Origin of the sequence: Micromonospora sp. NBC_00858 (assembly GCF_045207365.1) — a bacterium.
Lineage (GTDB): Bacteria > Actinomycetota > Actinomycetes > Mycobacteriales > Micromonosporaceae > Micromonospora.
On record NZ_CP108828.1, the window covers coordinates 7481509 to 7498151 of the forward strand.

Consider the following 16643-nt stretch of genomic DNA (forward strand, 5'->3'; position numbering starts at 1 on the left):
CGACGCGGGATCAGCGACCGGCGGTCACCGACCGCCGGTCGTCGCGCGTCCGGCGTCGGCGCATCTTGCGGATCACCCACCAAACCACCATGACGACGAAGATCGCGACGATCCCGTAGTTGAACCAGTCGCTGTACCGCTCGACGTCCTGCCAACGGCTGCCGAGCGCGTAGCCGGCTCCGACGATGAGGGAGTTCCACACCCCGCTGCCGATCGTGGTGAGCAGGATGAACTCGCCCAGCGGCATCCGGTTCGCCCCGGCCGGCACGGAGACGAGGCTGCGGACCACCGGCACCACCCGGCCGATCAGCACCGCCCAGCGGCCGTGCCGCTCGAACCAGCGGTCGGCCTTCTCCAGGTCGTCACGATCCACCAGCGGGATACGGTCCAGCCAGCGCTTGAGCCGCTCCTCGCCCAGCGCCGCGCCGAGCCAGTAGAGCACCAGCGCGCCGACCAGCGAGCCGACCGTCGCCGCCAGCACCACGAGCACCACGTTGAACCGGCCCTCGCTGGCCAGGTAGCCGGCCAGCGCCAGCACGATTTCGCTGGGGATGGGCGGGATGATGCTCTCCAGCGCCACCAGCAGCGCCACACCGACCGGCCCCATGCTCTCGATGACGCTGGCCACCCAGCCGGTCAACCCAGTGAACTTGGACGGGTCGACATTCTGGGCGAGCGCCATGATCGTCCTTCCGTGTCGGCTGCCGGGGATCGGATGGTGATACCCCGTCGGCCGAGGGGCACACCTGCCGGTGAGCCGGGCCACCATGTCCTGGCGGTCAGTGCTCCGGGTGCAGCGCGGTGTCGGCCGGTCCCTGCCGCCAACCGGTGAACACCACAGTCAGGCCGGCGCGGACCGGAGAGCAGCAGAACGGGCCGGCCATGGCCTCGACCGCCGGGTCCAGCGGGGCGAGCCGGACCAGTCGCCACGGCTCGCCGTCGGCCCGGGCCCGGACGGTCAGTGCGTTGCCGGCGCGGCTGACCCGGACGGTCACCTCCCGGCCCGCCCACTCCGGCACCGGCGCAACCGACCAGTCGGAGAACTCCCGGGTCACCACCGCACCGAGCTGGAGCTCGCCGTCGCTCAGCTCGACGCCGGCCTTGACCCAGGTGCGTTCGTCCACCCGGACCAGCGCGCCGGCCTGGTCGAACTGCCCGCTGAGGTCGAGCCGGAAGCTCACCTCCATGGCGCTGCCGACCGGCAGCGGGGCCAGCAGGGCGGGGCCGTTGTCGTGCACGAACCCGTAGCTGGTCCGCCGCCAGAAGTCGCTCTCCGCCGCCGGTTCGACGACCAGCTCACCCGCCGGGCCTTCCTCGGCGCGGACCGGCTGGTGCAGCCAACCGCCCCGGGCCCAGTCCAACGGTTGGCTCGGCGGTACGAGGTCGATCTCCATGACCGGCACCGTACCGGCCGGAAAGAGCCGACCGCGGTCCGCCACCGGGCGGGGCGGGTTTGCGCCGATGATCAACCGGAGAAGTTCTTCCGGCATGGGTGACCGTTGGTACTCCGAAGCCGTCGTCTACTGCCTCGACATCGACACGTACGCCGACTCCGACGGCGACGGGGTCGGTGACATCCGCGGGCTGATCGGCCGGCTGGACTACCTGGCCCGGCTGGGGGTGACGTGCCTGTGGCTGCACCCGATCCACCCGTCGCCCAACCGCGACGACGGCTACGACGCCACCGACTTCTACAACGTGGACCCGCGCTTCGGCACCCTCGGCGACTTCGCCGAGCTGCTGCACCAGGCGCAGAACCGGGGCATCCGCGTGATCATCGACCTGGTGGTCAACCACACCTCCGACGAGCACCCGTGGTTCCAGTCCGCCCGCTCCTCGCCGGACTCGCCGTACCGCGACTGGTTCGTCTGGTCCGACACCGAGCCGGACGACCGGCACCAGGGCATGGTCTTCCCCGGCGAGCAGAACGAGACCTGGAGCTACGACCGCACCGCCAAGGCGTGGTTCTACCACCGGTTCTACAAGTTCCAGCCGGACCTGAACTTCGCCAATCCGGAGGTCCGGGCGGAGATCAAGAAGATCATGTCGTTCTGGCTCCAGCTCGGTGTCTCCGGCTTCCGGATGGACGCGGTGCCGTTCATCATCGAGCTGACCGAGCCGGGCAACCCGAACTCGCCGAAGGACTTCGAGTTCCTCACCGAGCTGCGCCAGCACGTGCAGTGGCGGCGCCCCGACGCCGTCCTGCTGGCCGAGGCGAACGTCGAGCCGGACCAGTTGCCCACGTTCTTCGGCGACGCCGGCGGCTCCGGCAACCGGATCCACATGCTCTTCGACTTCATGCTCAACGGCCGTCTCATCCTGGCCCTGGCCCGGCAGGACCCGGAGGCGCTGATCGAAGCGCTGCGGGACACTCCGAAGCTGCCCGTCGGCGGCCAGTGGGCGACCTTCCTGCGCAACCACGACGAGATCGACCTGTCCCGGCTCACCACCGAACAGCGCAACCAGGTGTACGCGGAGTTCGGCCCGGACGAGAACATGCGCATCTACGACCGGGGCATCCGCCGCCGGCTTGCCCCGATGCTCGGCAACGACCGGCGTCGCATCGAGCTGGCGTACGCCCTGCAGTTCTCGCTGCGCGGCACTCCGGTGCTGCGCTACGGCGAGGAGATCGGGATGGGCGAGGACCTGTCGCTGCCCGGTCGGGAGGCGATCCGTACCCCGATGCAGTGGTCGTACCAGCCGAACGCCGGCTTCTCCACGGCGGACCCGGAGAAGCTGGTCCGTCCCGTGATCGACAAGGGTGAGTTCGGCTACCAGAAGGTCAACGTCACTGCCCAGCGGGGCGACTCGAAGTCGCTGCTCGCCTGGTTCGAGCGCATGATCGGGACGCTGCGCGAGGCGCCGGAGATCGGCTCCGGCTCGACCACCCACATCGACGTGCCGATGCCGGCCGGAGTGCTGGCGCACCGGGCGGACGGGCGGACCGGGACCATGGTCTTCCTGCACAACCTGGGCACCGACGACGTCGAGGTGGACCTGAGCAGCCTGGAGGCGGAGGCCGACCTGCCGATCGACGTGCTCACCGACCGTGGCTACGGCGAGTTGGGCAAGCTCGGTGCGGTCAAGCTCTCCGGCCACGGCTACCGCTGGATCCGCCTCTGCCGGGGCCCGGCCTGCTGACGCTAAGCTCCTTCGATCGACCCCACGTTACCGGGAGGTAATCATGTCGGAGGAGCCCCGCGTCGCCATCGTCACCGGAGCCGCGCGCGGTATCGGCGCGGCCACCGCCCGGCGGTTGGCCGCCGACGGGATGGCTGTCGCCGTGGTCGACATCGAGGAGGCGGCGACCAAGGAGACGGTGGACGCCATCGCCGGTGCCGGCGGCCGGGCGCTCGGTGTGGGCGCCGACGTGTCCGACCGGGCACAGGTCGAGGCGGCCGTGGAACGGGTGGCCGCCGAGCTGGGCGCGCCCACCGTCCTGGTGAACAACGCCGGCGTGCTCCGCGACAACCTGCTGTTCAAGATGACCAGCGCCGACTGGGACACGGTCATGGGCGTGCACCTGCGCGGCGCGTTCCTGTTCAGCCAGGCGGCCCAGAAGCACATGGTGGACCGCAAGTGGGGGCGGATCGTCAACCTGTCCAGCACCTCCGCGTTGGGTAACCGGGGCCAGGCGAACTACGCCGCCGCCAAGGCCGGCCTCCAGGGCTTCACCAAGACGCTCGCCATCGAGCTGGGTCCGTTCGGGGTGACCGTCAACGCGGTCGCGCCCGGCTTCATCGTCACCGACATGACCGCGGCCACCGCCGCCCGCATGAAGGTCGACTTCGACGACTTCCAGAAGCGCGCCGCCGCCGAGATCCCGGTACGCCGCCCGGGCCGGCCGGAGGACGTCGCGCACACCATCTCGTTCCTGGCCAGCGAGGGAGCGGGGTTCGTCTCCGGCCAGGTCATCTACGTCGCCGGCGGCCCGCGGGACTGACCCGTACCCCCGCGCCTCCGCACTCCCGACGAGGGCGCTCCGTTTGCATGGAGCGCCCTCGACGCGCGCCAGGGCCGGGTCAGGCGGTGCTGCCGGTCAGGCGGCGTCGCGGCGGGTGCGCCAGAGCCAGAGCAGGCCGAGCACCGGCAGCACCAGCGGGATGTACCCGTATCCGCTGCCGAACTGCGACCAGACCGTCTCGTCCGGGAAGAGTTCCTTGTCGACCACGCTCAGGACGCCGACCGCGAGCACCCCGACCAGTTCCACCGTGCAGCAGGCCAGTGCGACCCGCCGGCCGGTGTGCCCGGCGCGGGCCAGCCCCACCGCGGCCACGATGTAGATGAGTGCGGCCAGCGCGGAGAGCAGGTACGCCACCGGCGCCTCGTCGAACTTCGTGGCGATCTGCAGGCCCGCCCGGCTGGTCGCCGCGATGGCGAAGAGCAGGTACACCGCGATCAGCAGCCGGCCCGGACCGGTGTTCGTGGCGCGCCGCGCCGGTCGTGTCTCAACCACCGAGCACCTCCCAGGTCTGCTGCAACCGGACCACCACCACCGGGGCTACCAGGCAGACCGCGCAGACGATCGCCGAACCCCAGCGGGTCGGCTCCATCCGGGCCAGTACCCAGGCCAGCGGCGGCAGGCAGACGAGCGTGACCAGGTAGCCGAAGAAGGCACCGGGCTCGCCGGGGCGGTCCCCGCCGTCGACGGCGACCAGCGCCAGCACACTCAACGCGAGCAGCGCCAACTCGAGTACGCCCAGGCCGATGAACTGCACCCGGTCCGGCGGCCGCTGGCGTAGCGCCGCCACCAGTGCCCACACCGCGACGAGCAGCGACAGCACGATGGAAACCGTCGCGAGGATCCCGTCCACCGGTGAGTCGGCGCCCACGCTGGTCACCGGACCCACCCGGTCGTTGCCTCGGTCACCGGCACAGCCTACTAACCGTCGTAGTAAACGGGTGATGCCGCCTGGCTGTCTATCGCCGCTCGCTGTCGAGCTGCCCCACAAATGGGGCAGTGATGAAGTGCGCGGGGGCGAGGGCCCAGGGCCGGGGCCGGGGCCGCGGCGCGGGAGTGGGTGTGCGGCGCGGGGCGCGGGCGTGCGATGGGGGAGTGGGCGTGTGGCGCGGGGGCCGGGCGTGCGATGGAGTGATAGCGGGCATTCGGGCGTAGGCGAGGAGCGGGTGGGGGCTCTTCATGGGGCTGGGTGTCGTTGCCCCACATCTGGGGCAGCTCGACAGGCGCCGGTCAGGCATTGGCTCTGCCCGCCCGCGCCGGAACCTCCGGGCTCCGGTTGGTCGACCCGCCGCCGGCACGCCTGGTGGGGCGACTAGCGTGGATCTCGCCCGTGGCGTCGCCGCGGTGAGGGGAAACGGCGGAGGTACACGTGCTGCGGTTCGGCTTGTTCGGCACCGGTCACTGGGCGATTGAGACGCACGGGAAGGCGCTGCACGCACACCCGGACGCGGAACTGGTCGGGGTGTGGGGGCGTAACCCGGAGCGGGCCGCCGCGCTGGCCGAGGTGTACGGGGTGCCGGCGTTCGCCGACGTCGACGCGCTGCTCGAGGTGTGCGACGCGGTCGCCGTCGCGCTGCCGCCGGACATCCAGGCCGACATCGCGGTCCGGGCGGCCACCGCCGGCCGGCACCTGCTGCTGGACAAGCCGCTGGCGCTCACCGTCGCCGACGCCGACCGGGTGGTCGCCGCCGCCGAGGCGTCCGGGGTCGCGTCGGTCATCTTCTTCACCCAGCGGTTCCAGCCGAACGTGACCGCGTTCCTCGCCGCGACCGCCGCCGCCGGAGGCTGGCAGCACGGTCGGACCACCGCGTTCGCGTCGATCTTCCAGGAGGGCAGCCCGTACGGCGGTTCGCTGTGGCGGCGCGAGCACGGCGCGCTCTGGGACATCGGCCCGCACGCGCTTTCGATCATCCTGCCGGTGCTGGGCCGGGCGACTCAGGTGGCCGCGATGAACGGCCCGAGCGGGATGGTGCACCTGCTGCTCACCCACGATGGTGGGGCCACCAGCAGCGCCTCGCTCTCCCTGGACGCACCGCGCGAGGCGATGGCCCGGGAGTTCGTGTTCTACGGCGAGAACGGCATCGAGACCGTCCCGCTCGGGGAGAACGACCCCGCGACGGCGTTCGGCGTGGCGATCGACCAGCTCATCGAGCAGGTTCAGGCGGGTACCCGGGACCACCGCTGCGACGTCCGCTTCGGCCGGGAGGTCGTCGGCATCCTCGCCGCCGCCGAAATCGCCCGCACCGAATCCCGCACAGTCCCCCTCCCGTAACCCCACCCCCACCCCCACCCACCGGGGGATGGGTCGGGGGTGGGGGAAATGGGTGGAGGGGCGGGGTTGGGGTTGGTTAGGGTGGCGGGCATGTTCACGCATGCCCTGATCGAGGGGGTCGGTACGCCGGCCGCTCGGGGCCTCTTGTTGGTGTCCCGCCCGCGAGTCCGGCGTCCGGCCCTGGCCGGCCGGGACGCGACCCGCCGCTGATCGGTTCACCCTCGCGGCGAGCCGGGGCTGAGCCCCGCCGCCGCTGATCGGCTCATTCCTGCCGCCGCACCCGGGGCTGTCGCCCCGTCGCTGCCGCACCACCGCGTTCCCGCGCCATCGTCCAGGGCCGTCCGAGTCCCGATCCACTCGGACAGGCCCGGAATCCCGGCTGCCTGTCCAGCCCGTCGCCGAACGGCGACAGACAGGACGAAGACCCGTGGCGCCCCGCAAATCCCGACCTACCGAACGCGACCGGTCCCGTCGCATACTCAGCCAGAACTTTCTCGCCGACCCGACCGCCGTGGCACGGCTGGTCCGCGCCGCCGACCCCGATCCGGACGGGCTCCTACTGGAGGTCGGCGCCGGTCGTGGCCAGCTGACCCGGCCGCTCGCCGCCCGCTGCGCGCGACTGACGGCGTACGAGGTGGATCCGGCCGCCGGCCGGGAGTTGGCCGCCGTCTGCGCGACCCTGCCCACCGTCGAGCACCGACAGGCCGACTTCCTGGCCGCCGAGCCACCACCGGAGCCGTTCGCGGTGGTCGGCAACATCCCCTGGTCGCTGACCTCGGCCGTGGTGCGGTGGTGCCTTGCCGCGCCCCGGTTGCGCTCGGCCACCCTGCTCACCCAGTTGGAGTACGCCCGGCGGCGCAGCGGCGACTACGGCCGGTGGACCCGGCTCACCGTCTCGACCTGGCCGGAGTTCGGCTGGCGGCTGGCCGGACGGGTACCGCGTACCGCGTTCCGGCCGGTGCCGGCGGTGGACGCCGGGATCCTGCGCATCGAGCGTCGGGCGGAGCCGCTGCTACCCCGGGCGGCCCTGCCGGCGTACCAGCGGCTGGTGGCGGTGGGCTTCGAGGGAGTCGGCGGCTCCCTCGCCGCGAGCCTGCGCCGGCATCACCCGCCGTCCCGGGTGGCGGCGGCGCTGCGGGCCACCCGGATCGCATCGGACACGCCGGTCGGCTACGTCTGGCCCGAACAGTGGCTGGTGCTGTTCCGGCTGCTGCACGCCCGATGACCCCACCGCCCCGGTCAGGTGCGGGTGGTCAGCGCGGCGCTCAACTCGTCCGGCGACTCGAACTGCTCCACCGGCAACGCCTGGAACATCTGCAACATCGCCGTGCTGGCCCCGTTCTCCTGCCCCCAGCGGACCAGATCCTCGCGCGAGACCGGGTAGTCGAGCCCGGCCAGGTACTCCTGCAACTGAACCCCGGTGACGGTCATGTCGGCCGGCTACCCGCTCGCTCTACCCGTACACCGGTCGGCCGGACGGCCGGTGTACGGCGTGTCGCCCGCGGCGCGCCGACGGTTTGTCGCAGCGGCCGCCGGGTAGCCGCTGACATGCTGGTTCAGCGGCTCGGCGCGCCGAGCGACTTCGACCCGTTGCTGGAGCGCGTCCGGGACGCCCGGGTGGTGATGATCGGCGAATCCACCCACGGCAGCTACGACTACTACCGGCTGCGCGAGCAGCTCACCCGCCGGCTGATCGCGGAGTGCGGCTTCTCGTTCGTGGCCGTGGAGGGCGACTGGCCGGACTGCGACCGGGTGCACCGCTCGGTCACCGCCGCGCCGGGCGGGGCGCTCGATCCACAGATCGCGCTCGATCGGTTCGAGCGGTGGCCGACCTGGATGTGGGCGAATGCCGAGGTGGCCCGGTTCTGCCGGTGGCTGCGGGCGTGGAACGTGGAACGGCCGGAGGAGCAACGGGCCGGATTCCACGGGCTCGACGTGTACAGCCTCTGGGAGTCGATGCAGGCCATCTTCGACTACCTGGGGGAGGAGGATCCGACCTCGCTGGAGGCGGCGCAGGACGCGTACCGGTGCTTCGAGCCGTACGGCAAGCGGGTCGAGGAGTACGGCGCGGCCAGCCGGTTCGTCTCCGCCCGCTGCGAGGAGGAGGTGGTCCGGCTGTTGGCCCGGACCCGGGAACATGCCCTCTCCGACGGTCCGGACCGCTTCTCGGCCTGGCAGAACGCGGAGGTGGTGGCCGGCGCGGAGCGCTACTACCGGGCGATGGTGGCCGGTGGGCCGGATTCGTGGAACATCCGCGACACCCACATGCAGGACACCCTGGACCGGCTGCTGGACCGGTACGGCCCGGACGCCCGAGGGATCGTCTGGGCGCACAACACGCACGTCGGGGACGCTCGGGCCACCGACATGGCCGCGGACGGGATGATCAACATTGGTCAGCTGGCCCGGGAGCGGCACGGCGACGACGCGGTGACGCTGATCGGCTTCGGCAGCTATCGCGGGACGGTGATCGCCGCCCCCCGGTGGGGCTCGACGCCCGAGCCGATGGTGGTGCCGCCGGCCCGGGAGGGATCGGTCGAGCGGCGGATGCACGAGTTGATGCCGGATCGGGCGGTCCTGGTCTTCGGCGGGGAGGACCAGCCCGGCTGGGTCACCGACACCGTGGACCACCGGGCGATCGGCGTCGTCTACGACCCGTCCTTCGAGTCCTGGGGCAACTACGTGCCGACCCGGCTCGGCGAACGCTACGACGCCTTCATCTGGTGTGACGAGACCACCGCCCTGCACCCGCTGCCCGTCCCGGCCGCCCCCGGTGAGATGGAGACCTACCCAGCCGGCGTCTGACCAGGCCCGCACCGCGGAGGCGTGGTGTCCGAAATGCCACCACGCCTCCGCGGTCCAGCGGGTCAGACCCGGGTCGGCGTGCGCTCGGTGAGGTGGTTCCGCAGGCCCTCGCCCTCGATGTCGACGTTCGGCAGGACGCGGGACAGCCAGCGGGGCAGCCACCAGGCCCGGTCGCCGAGCAGCGACATCACCGCGGGAACGATGGTCATCCGGACCACGAAGGCGTCGATGGCCACACCCACGGCGAGCGCGAAGCCCATCGACTTGATCACCGGGTCCTCCAGGAAGACGAAGCCTCCGAAGACCGAAATCATGATCAGTGCGGCGGCGGTGACCACCCGGGCACCGTGCCCCATGCCGCTGATGGTGGCCTGCCGGGCGGACTCGCCGTGCACGAAGTCCTCCCGCATCCGGGACACCAGGAACACCTCGTAGTCCATCGCGAGCCCGAACAGGATGCCGATGAGCAGGATCGGCAGGAAGCTGATCAGCGGGGCCGGGGTGTCCAGGCCGACCAGGTCGGCGAGGTGCCCCTGTTGGAAGACCGCCACCGTGATGCCGAACGTGGCGGCGACGGTGAGCAGGAAGCCCAGCGCGGCCTTGATCGGCACCAGCAGCGAGCGGAAGACCAGCATCAGCAGCAGTACGGAGAGCCCGACCACCAGCAGCAGGTAGGTCGGCAGCGCGTCGGAGAGCTTCTCGGAGACGTCGATGCCGACTGCGGTGGCCCCGGTGAGCAGTACGTCCGCGTCGCGGATCCCGCCCACCGAGCCACGGATCTCGTGCACCATCGTCTCGGTGGCCTCGTCGGTCGGGCCGGTCTTCGGCACCACCCCGAGCAGCGCGGTCCGGCCGTCCGGGCTGACCTGCGCCGGCGCCACCGCGAGCACGTTCTCGGTGCGCTGGAGCAGAGCGGTGACCTGCGGCACGGCGGCCGAGGTGGCCTGCGGCGTGTCGCCGGCGACCACCACCGCGAGCCGGCCGGTGAAGCCCGGTCCGAAGCCCTCGGTGGTCAGGTCACTCGACACCCGGGCGGGCGAGCCGACGGCCGCCGTCGAGGGGTCCGGCAGGGCCAGCCGCATGTCCGGTGTGGGCAGCGCGAGCAGCCCCAGGCCGAGCAGGCTGAGCAGGATGACCGGTACCCGGAACCGGGTGACCAGCCGCGCCCAGCGGAAGCCGAACGAGGACCGGTCCTCGTTCGGCGCGTTCCCGACGGACGGCCGGTCGTTGACGTCCGGACCGTCGACCGGTGCGACGTCACCGGCACTCGCGGAGTCGGCGGCGACCGATCGCAGCCGGCGGGGGAGCACCCGGAGGCCGGCGAAGCCGAGCAGCGCGGGCTGGAGGGTGATCGCGACGAGCACCGCGACGGTGACCGTGCCGGCGGCGGCAAAACCCATCACGGTGAGGAACGGGATGTTCACCACGGCCAGCCCGGCCAGGGCGATGACCACGGTGGCGCCCGCGAAGACCACGGCGGAGCCAGCGGTGCCCACGGCCCGGCCGACCGCCTCCTCCGGGGACAGGCCGTCGAGCAGGTTCTGCCGATGCCGGGAGGTGATGAACAGCGAGTAGTCGATGCCGACCGCGAGGCCGAGCATCAGTGCCAGGATCGGCGCGGTGCTGGTCAACTCGATGACGCCGCTCAGCGCGAACAGACCGGCCATGCCGACGCCCACGCCGATCAGGGCGTTGAGCATGGTCATCCCGGCGGCCACCAGTGAGCCGAAGGTGATGATCAGAACGATCGCGGCGACCAGTACGCCGAGCGCCTCGGTGGAGCCGATCTCCGGCTCACCACCCAGCACCTCGCCACCCGGGGCGATCTGCCAACCCTTGGCCTCGGCGGCGGCACCGACCTCCTCGTACGCGGTGCGCTGCTCATCGCTCACCCCGTCGGCGCCGGTCGCGAACTGGACCTGGACCAGTGCGTACCGGCCGTCGGGCGAGACCGCGCCGACCTGGAACGGGTCGACCGCACCGACCACGCCGGGCAGCGTGGAGGCCTGCTGGACCAGCTCCTGCACCACGGCCTGGCCCTCGGGGCTGGCCAGTTGGCCGTCCCCCGGCGCCTTGACCGCGATGGTGCCGGTGGCGCCGCTCGCCGCGGGGAACTGCTCGGCGAGCAGGTCGAGCGCGCGCTGGCTCTCGGTGCCGGGCATGGTGAAGTTGCTCGCCGTCGGGCCGCGCAGGGTCGCTGCGGCAAGGCCGGCGACGACGAGTACGACGAGCCAGAGCGCGACGACGAGCCGTCGCCGGCGCAGCGCGCCCCGGCCGAGCCGGTAGAGCAGGGTGGCCATCAGGATTCCTTGTCCTCGGTCGTGGGTGGTTGGGGCAGGCGTGCGTCGTCGACGGGTTCGAGGGCCTGCCGGACGAGGGAGAGCAGGGCGACGCGCAGTTCGTCGTCGGGAATGTCGACGAACTCGGCGCACGCCTCGGGGATGCCGGCCAGCAGCACCAGCGCCGTGATCCGGGCTACCGGCCGGTCGGAGTGCCCGGCCAACGCGTCTCGCAGCCGTTCGGAGATCTGCTGGATGTGGGCGAAGGCCGGCTGGCAGAGCAGCTCCGAGAACTCACCGCGGAGCAGCGCGATCTCCCCCCGGAACCGGACCGCGAGGTCGACGAAGCCCACGCCGGCGGCCTGCTGGGCGGCCGCGCCGGTCAGCCCGGTGAGCTGGTCGTCGAGGTCCCGCAGGACGGCGATCGCCGGGGACATCAGCTCGGCGAGCAGGGCTTCCTTGTTGGCGAAGTGGTACAGCACGGTGGCCTTGGAACAGCCGACCTCGCGGGCGATGTCCTGGAGCGAGGTGCCCCGGTAGCCGGTCACCGCGAACCGCCGCGCCGCCGCGGCAAGGATCTCGCCGTGCGTGTCGAAAACCGCCTTGGCCATCACTGGTCCACCTCCGCAGACCAGCATGCCTGACCGATCGGTCAGACCCTGACCGATCGGTCAGATTGCCGGGGTGGCGTTCCCCACACCTCCGCCCGGTTTAACCGGCGTGCTCGGTGTCGTACCTGGTCCGGGCCTCGGCGATGGCCCGGCGGTGCCGCTCCGCCCAGCTGGTCAGCGCCACCAGCGACTCGTAGAGCTCCAGCGCCATCGGGGTGGCCGTGTACTCGACCTTGGGTGGGACGGTCGGATAGACCGTCCGGTGCAGCAGGCCGTCCCGTTCCAGGTTGCGCAGGGTCAGCGTGAGCATCCGTCGACTGATCCCCTCGATGTGCCGCTCCAGTTCGGTGAAGCGCACCGGCCCGTTCGAGGCCGCCACCAGGATGCCGATGCTCCACTTGCCGCCGACCCGGTCGAGCACCTCGCGGACGGTGCACGCCCGGGCCTGCCCGGGGGTGAACGGCACGTTCCCGGCCGCGCAGGTCAGCTCGGCCTGGACCAGCGCGGACACATCGCTGTTCCTCTGGGACATAACAGTGCCTCCTTCCGCTCAGGCTCATGGTCACAGACGATGGCGTCGGTAACAAACCGTGCACCAAGGAGGGGTCCCCATGGACCGTGTCGTCCCGTCCCGCTGGCCAGCGCTGCTCGTGCTCTGCGCCGGCAGCCTGATGATCATCCTGGACGGCAGCGTGGTCGCCGTGGCACTGCCCGCCGTGCAACGCGACCTGGGATTCACCGCCGCCGGCCTGGCGTGGGTGGTCAACGCCTACCTGGTCGCGTTCGGCGGGCTGCTGCTGCTCGCCGGCCGCCTCGGCGACCTGCTCGGCCGCCGGCGGGTCTTCCTGGCCGGCGTCGCGCTGTTCACCCTGGCCTCGCTGGCCTGCGCGGTCGCCTCCGGGCCGGCCCTGCTGGTCGCCGCGCGCTTCGGTCAGGGCGTCGGCGGCGCGCTGGCCATGGCGGTCAGTCTCGGCATGATCGTCCGGCTCTACCCCGAGCCGGCCGAGCGGGCCCGCGCGATCGCCGTGTTCAGCTTCACCGGGGCGGCCGGAGCGTCGGTCGGCACGGTGGCCGGTGGAGTGCTCACCGACCTGGCCGGCTGGCGGTCGATCTTCCTGATCAACCTCCCGATCGGGGCGGTGATCCTGCTCGCCGCCGTCCGCCGGCTCCCCGCCGAGCGGGGGATCGGCCTGCGGGCGGGCTTGGACCTGCCCGGCGCGCTGCTCGCCACCGCCGGCCTGATGGCCGCCGTGCTGAGCATCGTGGGGACCGGCGAGCATGGCTGGACGAGCCCACGGACCCTCGGTGCGGCGGCGCTCGCGGCGCTGCTGCTCGGCGGGTTCGCCATGCGCCAACGGGTGGCGGCCACTCCGCTGCTGCCGGCCCGGGTGCTGCGCGTTCCGGGCCTGGTCGCGGCGAACGCCGTGCAGTTCCTCATGGTCTCCGCGTACTTCGGCTTCCAGTTCCTGCTCGCCGTGGAGTTGCAACTGGTGCTCGGGCTGGATGCGGCCGCCACCGGCTGGGCCTTCCTGCCCACCCCGGTGGTGATCGCGGTGGTGTCGCTCGGCCTGGCCGGTCGGCTGATCGCCCGGTGGGGTGCCCGGACCGTGCTGCTCGCCGGGCTCGGTCTGGCGACCGTCGGCTTCCTGCTGCTCGCCCGGCTGCCCGCCGACGGCGGCTATCTCGCCGACGTACTCCCCTCGATGGTGGTCTTCGGGATGGCCGGCGGCCTGACCCTGCCGGCGGTCACCACGCTGGCCATGGCCGGCGCGACCGACGCGGACGCCGGGCTCGCCTCCGGGCTGGCCAACACCACCCAGCAAGTTGGCGGTGCGGTCGGACTGGCCGCGCTGGCCACCCTGGCCGCCACGCGCGCCGACGGCCTGCGGGCCGCCGGCTGGGCCGAGACGGCCGCGCTGGCCGGCGGCTACCGGATGGCGTTCGCCGTCGCCGCCGCCCTGGTGATCGCCGCGCTGCTGGTCGCGTTGACCACGCTGTCCGGAGACCGGCCCGCTGCGCCGCGCGTCGAAACCGATCGGCAGCGAAGCGCCGCGTCCAGTTGACCGACGGCACCGGTGCCGGGAGGGTGAGCGGGTGAGCGAGGCTGAGGAAACCCGGGACGGGGTGGCCCTGACCAACCTGGACCAGCCGCTGTCCGACCGCGACGACGCGACCAAGCGCGACCTGGTCGACTACCTCGACGCGGTCCGGGACCGGATCCTGCCGCAGCTGCGAGACCGGCCGCTGTCGGTGATCCGGGTCCGCCCCGGCCAACCGCCGTTCATGCAGAAGAACCTGCCCCGGTACACCCCGGACTGGGTCCGCCGGGTGCCGGTCTGGGCGGAGGCGTCGCACCGGGAGATCTCGTACGCCCTCTGCGACGACCGGCGCACCCTGCTCTGGTTCGCCAACCAGCGGGCCGTGGAGTTCCACCCGACGCTGGCCACCGCGGCGGACCTGCACCGCCCGACCCACCTGGTGCTCGACCTCGACCCGCCGGAGGGGGACGGGTTCGGCGCAGCGGTCGCCACGGCGCTGCTGGTCCGCCAGGCGCTCGCCGACGTCGGCCTGGCCGGGGCGGTCAAGACCAGCGGCGCCAAGGGCGTGCACGTCTTCGTCCCGGTGGCCGACGAGCCCACGGCGGAGGAGTTGGCCGCAGCCACCCGGGCGCTCGCCGTCCGCGCCGAGCGGCTCGACCCGGCGCTGGCCACCACGGCCTACATCAAGGAGGACCGGGGCGGCCGGGTCTTCGTGGACGCCACCCGGGCCGGCGGGGCGACCGTGGCGGCCACGTACAGCCCGCGGCTGCGCCCTGGGCTGCCGGTCTCCTTCCCGGTCGACTGGGCCGACCTGCCCCAGGTGACCCCGGCCGACTTCACCATCCGGACCGTGCCGTCGCTGGTGGCCGGGGCCGACCCGTGGGTGGCGCTGATGCCGGCGCCGCAGCCGCTCCCCGCCGACCTGGTGGCCGAGGGGCGAGCCATCCCGGTGGCCCGCGTGCAGGCCATGCACGAGGGCAAGCGCCGGGCCCGCGCCCGCCGACAGGCCGGCTGACGGCACGCGCTGGGGTACGGTCCGGGCGCTCGCTCTCGCGGCGCGGCTCCCCCTCCCACTCGGGCCGGGGGAGCCGCGACCCTTCAGCGCCCCTGCAAGCGCTTCACGTTGTCGCCGAACGTCCAGCCCTTTGACCCGTCCCAGTTCGCCGACCAGGTCATCAGGCCCTTGAGGCCGGGTATGGCGTTCCACGACTGCGTGACCAGCGACGTCGACATGTAGCCGCCACCGGCGCCGTTCTGCGCGGGCAGGCCCGGAACCTGCTTGTCGTACGGCACGCGGATGGTGGTGCCCTGGATGGTCAGGCCGTTGTTCAGGCACTGCGTCTGCACCGTGAAGCCCTGCACCGTGCCAGCGGGGTAGGAGTCGCCGGCGCAGCCGTACATGCTGCCGTTGTAGTACTGCATGTTCAGCCACCAGAGCCGGCCGTTGTCCACGTACTTCTTGATGATCGGCAGGTACGAGCCCCAGATCGAGCCGTAGACCACGCTGCCGCCGGTGACGTAGGCCGTCTCCGGTGCCATGGTCAGGCCGAAGTTCGACGGCATCCGGGCCAGGACTCCGTCGATGATCCGGATCAGGTTGGCCTGCGACGTGGAGAGGGTGTTGATGTTCCCGCTACCGGTCAGGCCAGTCTCGATGTCGATGTCGATGCCGTCGAAGTGGTAGGCCGTGAGGATCGGCACGATCGTCGCGATGAACCGGTCGGCGACCGCGCTGGAGCTCAGGTCGATGCCCGCCGCGGCCCCGCCGATCGACATCAGGATCGTTGCGCCGGCCGCTTTGGCCTGGCACATCTCGGCTGGGGTGGCCACCTTGACGCCAGCGTCCATGCCGTTCTCCCAGAGCACCGTGCCGTCTGAGCGGATCACCGGGAAAGCCGCGTTGATCACGTTGTAGCCGTGCTGGCTGAGCCGGCTGTCGGTGATCGGGATCCAGCCGAGGCCGGGGTGTACGCCGTTGGAGGCGCCATCCCAGTTCTCCCAGTAGCCCTGCAGCACCTTGCCGGCGGGCCGCGACTTCACCCCGCAGGTCCCATCGGTCGGCGGCGGCGTGGTCGGTGGCGGCGTGGTGGGCGGCGGCGTGGTCGGTGGCGGCGTGGTGGGCGGCGGTGTGGTCGGGGGCGGTGTGGTGGGCGGCGGCGTGGTCGGTGGCGGGGTGCCTCCCGAGCACGCGCCCAGGTCACGCCACAGCGACGGGGTCGCGGCCGGGTTCCAGCCGGCACCGGGGTGTGCGGTGTGGGTGACCAGAGCCTGGTAGAGCCGGCCGCCGTAGGTGACCTGGGCACCCGCCGGGTAGGTGTTGCCCTCGGCCCAGGCCGGTGCGGTACAGGCGACCAGCAGGGCGGCGTCCGCCGAGGACACGGCGGCCATGCTGCTGGGGACGAAGGCGACGGCGGCCGCGACGATCATCGCCGCCCCGGCTACCACTGCGAAAATCCGACGGCTTCTCATGGCTCACTCCCCAGGCTTCGACGACCCGCGACCTCCACATATTGACGTCCGTGATGTTTAATATCAAGGGTTGTTAACAGATTCGGCTGGCGTCGCCTCGGACGGGGACATCGGCCCCACACGCCCATGATCCGGTAGATGTCTCCGGCCATGGTCGCGTTGCCCCCCGGCCTCGCGGGGGTAGGGCCTGCCCCACCGGCGAACTTC

The 16643-nt window shown here is 72.1% G+C and carries 16 protein-coding genes; 7 read left to right on the forward strand and 9 right to left on the reverse strand.

Features of this window, described 5'->3' with window-relative positions; genetic code table 11:
* Nucleotides 1–10: 10 nt before the first annotated feature.
* Together OG990_RS34915 and OG990_RS34920 are read right to left on the reverse strand one after the other, a co-directional pair.
* On the reverse strand, nucleotides 11–682 hold the full coding sequence (locus OG990_RS34915) for a DedA family protein (RefSeq protein WP_328419924.1): 672 nt from the start codon (nucleotides 680–682) through the stop codon (nucleotides 11–13).
* Nucleotides 683–779: 97 nt separating this feature from the next.
* Nucleotides 780–1394, reverse strand: a complete 615-nt coding sequence (locus OG990_RS34920; RefSeq protein ID WP_328419922.1) for a DUF1349 domain-containing protein — start codon at nucleotides 1392–1394, stop codon at nucleotides 780–782.
* A 94-nt stretch (nucleotides 1395–1488) separates the two neighbouring features.
* Here OG990_RS34920 and OG990_RS34925 point away from each other — a divergent pair, with 94 nt between their 5' ends.
* Together OG990_RS34925 and fabG are read left to right on the forward strand one after the other, a co-directional pair.
* Nucleotides 1489–3141: an alpha-amylase family protein gene (locus OG990_RS34925; RefSeq protein ID WP_328419920.1), complete on the forward strand. Its 1653-nt coding sequence runs from the start codon at nucleotides 1489–1491 to the stop codon at nucleotides 3139–3141.
* Between the two features lie 43 nt (nucleotides 3142–3184).
* Nucleotides 3185–3943 (forward strand): 3-oxoacyl-ACP reductase FabG, encoded by a 759-nt coding sequence (gene fabG, locus OG990_RS34930; RefSeq protein WP_406078420.1) that lies wholly within the window; start codon nucleotides 3185–3187, stop codon nucleotides 3941–3943.
* A 96-nt stretch (nucleotides 3944–4039) separates the two neighbouring features.
* On the opposite strand, the gene OG990_RS34935 is transcribed toward fabG, so the two are convergent.
* Entirely contained in the window at nucleotides 4040–4456 is a 417-nt protein-coding gene (locus tag OG990_RS34935) for a hypothetical protein (protein WP_406078421.1), read from the reverse strand.
* Complete coding sequence (locus tag OG990_RS34940; protein ID WP_406078422.1) at nucleotides 4449–4841, reverse strand: hypothetical protein; 393 nt, start codon at nucleotides 4839–4841, stop codon at nucleotides 4449–4451. Before OG990_RS34940 ends, OG990_RS34935 begins: the two co-directional genes overlap by 8 nt.
* Before the next feature lie 489 nt (nucleotides 4842–5330).
* Here OG990_RS34940 and OG990_RS34945 point away from each other — a divergent pair, with 489 nt between their 5' ends.
* Entirely contained in the window at nucleotides 5331–6233 is a 903-nt protein-coding gene (locus OG990_RS34945) for a Gfo/Idh/MocA family protein (protein WP_386987235.1), read from the forward strand.
* A gap of 427 nt (nucleotides 6234–6660) precedes the next feature.
* Entirely contained in the window at nucleotides 6661–7458 is a 798-nt protein-coding gene (erm, locus tag OG990_RS34950) for an ErmE/ErmH/ErmO/ErmR family 23S rRNA (adenine(2058)-N(6))-methyltransferase (protein ID WP_406078423.1), read from the forward strand.
* Between the two features lie 14 nt (nucleotides 7459–7472).
* Here the strand turns inward: erm and OG990_RS34955 are convergent, their stop codons facing one another.
* Nucleotides 7473–7664 (reverse strand): DUF2795 domain-containing protein, encoded by a 192-nt coding sequence (locus OG990_RS34955; RefSeq protein WP_328419910.1) that lies wholly within the window; start codon nucleotides 7662–7664, stop codon nucleotides 7473–7475.
* Nucleotides 7665–7781: 117 nt separating this feature from the next.
* On the opposite strand from OG990_RS34955, the gene OG990_RS34960 reads away from it, so the two are divergent.
* Nucleotides 7782–9038 (forward strand): erythromycin esterase family protein, encoded by a 1257-nt coding sequence (locus OG990_RS34960; protein ID WP_328419908.1) that lies wholly within the window; start codon nucleotides 7782–7784, stop codon nucleotides 9036–9038.
* A 62-nt stretch (nucleotides 9039–9100) separates the two neighbouring features.
* On the opposite strand, the gene OG990_RS34965 is transcribed toward OG990_RS34960, so the two are convergent.
* The 3 genes from OG990_RS34965 to OG990_RS34975 form a co-directional block, all read right to left on the reverse strand.
* Entirely contained in the window at nucleotides 9101–11338 is a 2238-nt protein-coding gene (locus OG990_RS34965) for an MMPL family transporter (RefSeq protein WP_406078424.1), read from the reverse strand.
* A complete protein-coding gene (locus OG990_RS34970; RefSeq protein WP_406078425.1) occupies nucleotides 11338–11928 on the reverse strand; it encodes a TetR/AcrR family transcriptional regulator in 591 nt (196 codons plus the stop codon). The genes OG990_RS34965 and OG990_RS34970 overlap by 1 nt, the downstream gene beginning before the upstream one ends.
* Before the next feature lie 100 nt (nucleotides 11929–12028).
* Complete coding sequence (locus OG990_RS34975; RefSeq protein WP_328419902.1) at nucleotides 12029–12460, reverse strand: helix-turn-helix domain-containing protein; 432 nt, start codon at nucleotides 12458–12460, stop codon at nucleotides 12029–12031.
* 79 nt (nucleotides 12461–12539) lie between these two features.
* Here OG990_RS34975 and OG990_RS34980 point away from each other — a divergent pair, with 79 nt between their 5' ends.
* Together OG990_RS34980 and OG990_RS34985 are read left to right on the forward strand one after the other, a co-directional pair.
* The gene (locus OG990_RS34980; protein WP_328419900.1) at nucleotides 12540–13991 is read left to right on the forward strand and encodes an MFS transporter; all 1452 of its coding nucleotides are present in this window, start codon (nucleotides 12540–12542) and stop codon (nucleotides 13989–13991) included.
* 31 nt (nucleotides 13992–14022) lie between these two features.
* Nucleotides 14023–14982 carry a DNA polymerase domain-containing protein gene (locus OG990_RS34985; RefSeq protein WP_406078426.1) on the forward strand — a complete coding sequence of 320 codons (960 nt, stop codon included), beginning with the start codon at nucleotides 14023–14025 and terminating at the stop codon, nucleotides 14980–14982.
* Between the two features lie 83 nt (nucleotides 14983–15065).
* Here the strand turns inward: OG990_RS34985 and OG990_RS34990 are convergent, their stop codons facing one another.
* Nucleotides 15066–16436, reverse strand: a complete 1371-nt coding sequence (locus OG990_RS34990) for a carbohydrate-binding protein (RefSeq protein ID WP_406078428.1) — start codon at nucleotides 16434–16436, stop codon at nucleotides 15066–15068.
* Nucleotides 16437–16643: the final 207 nt, after the last annotated feature.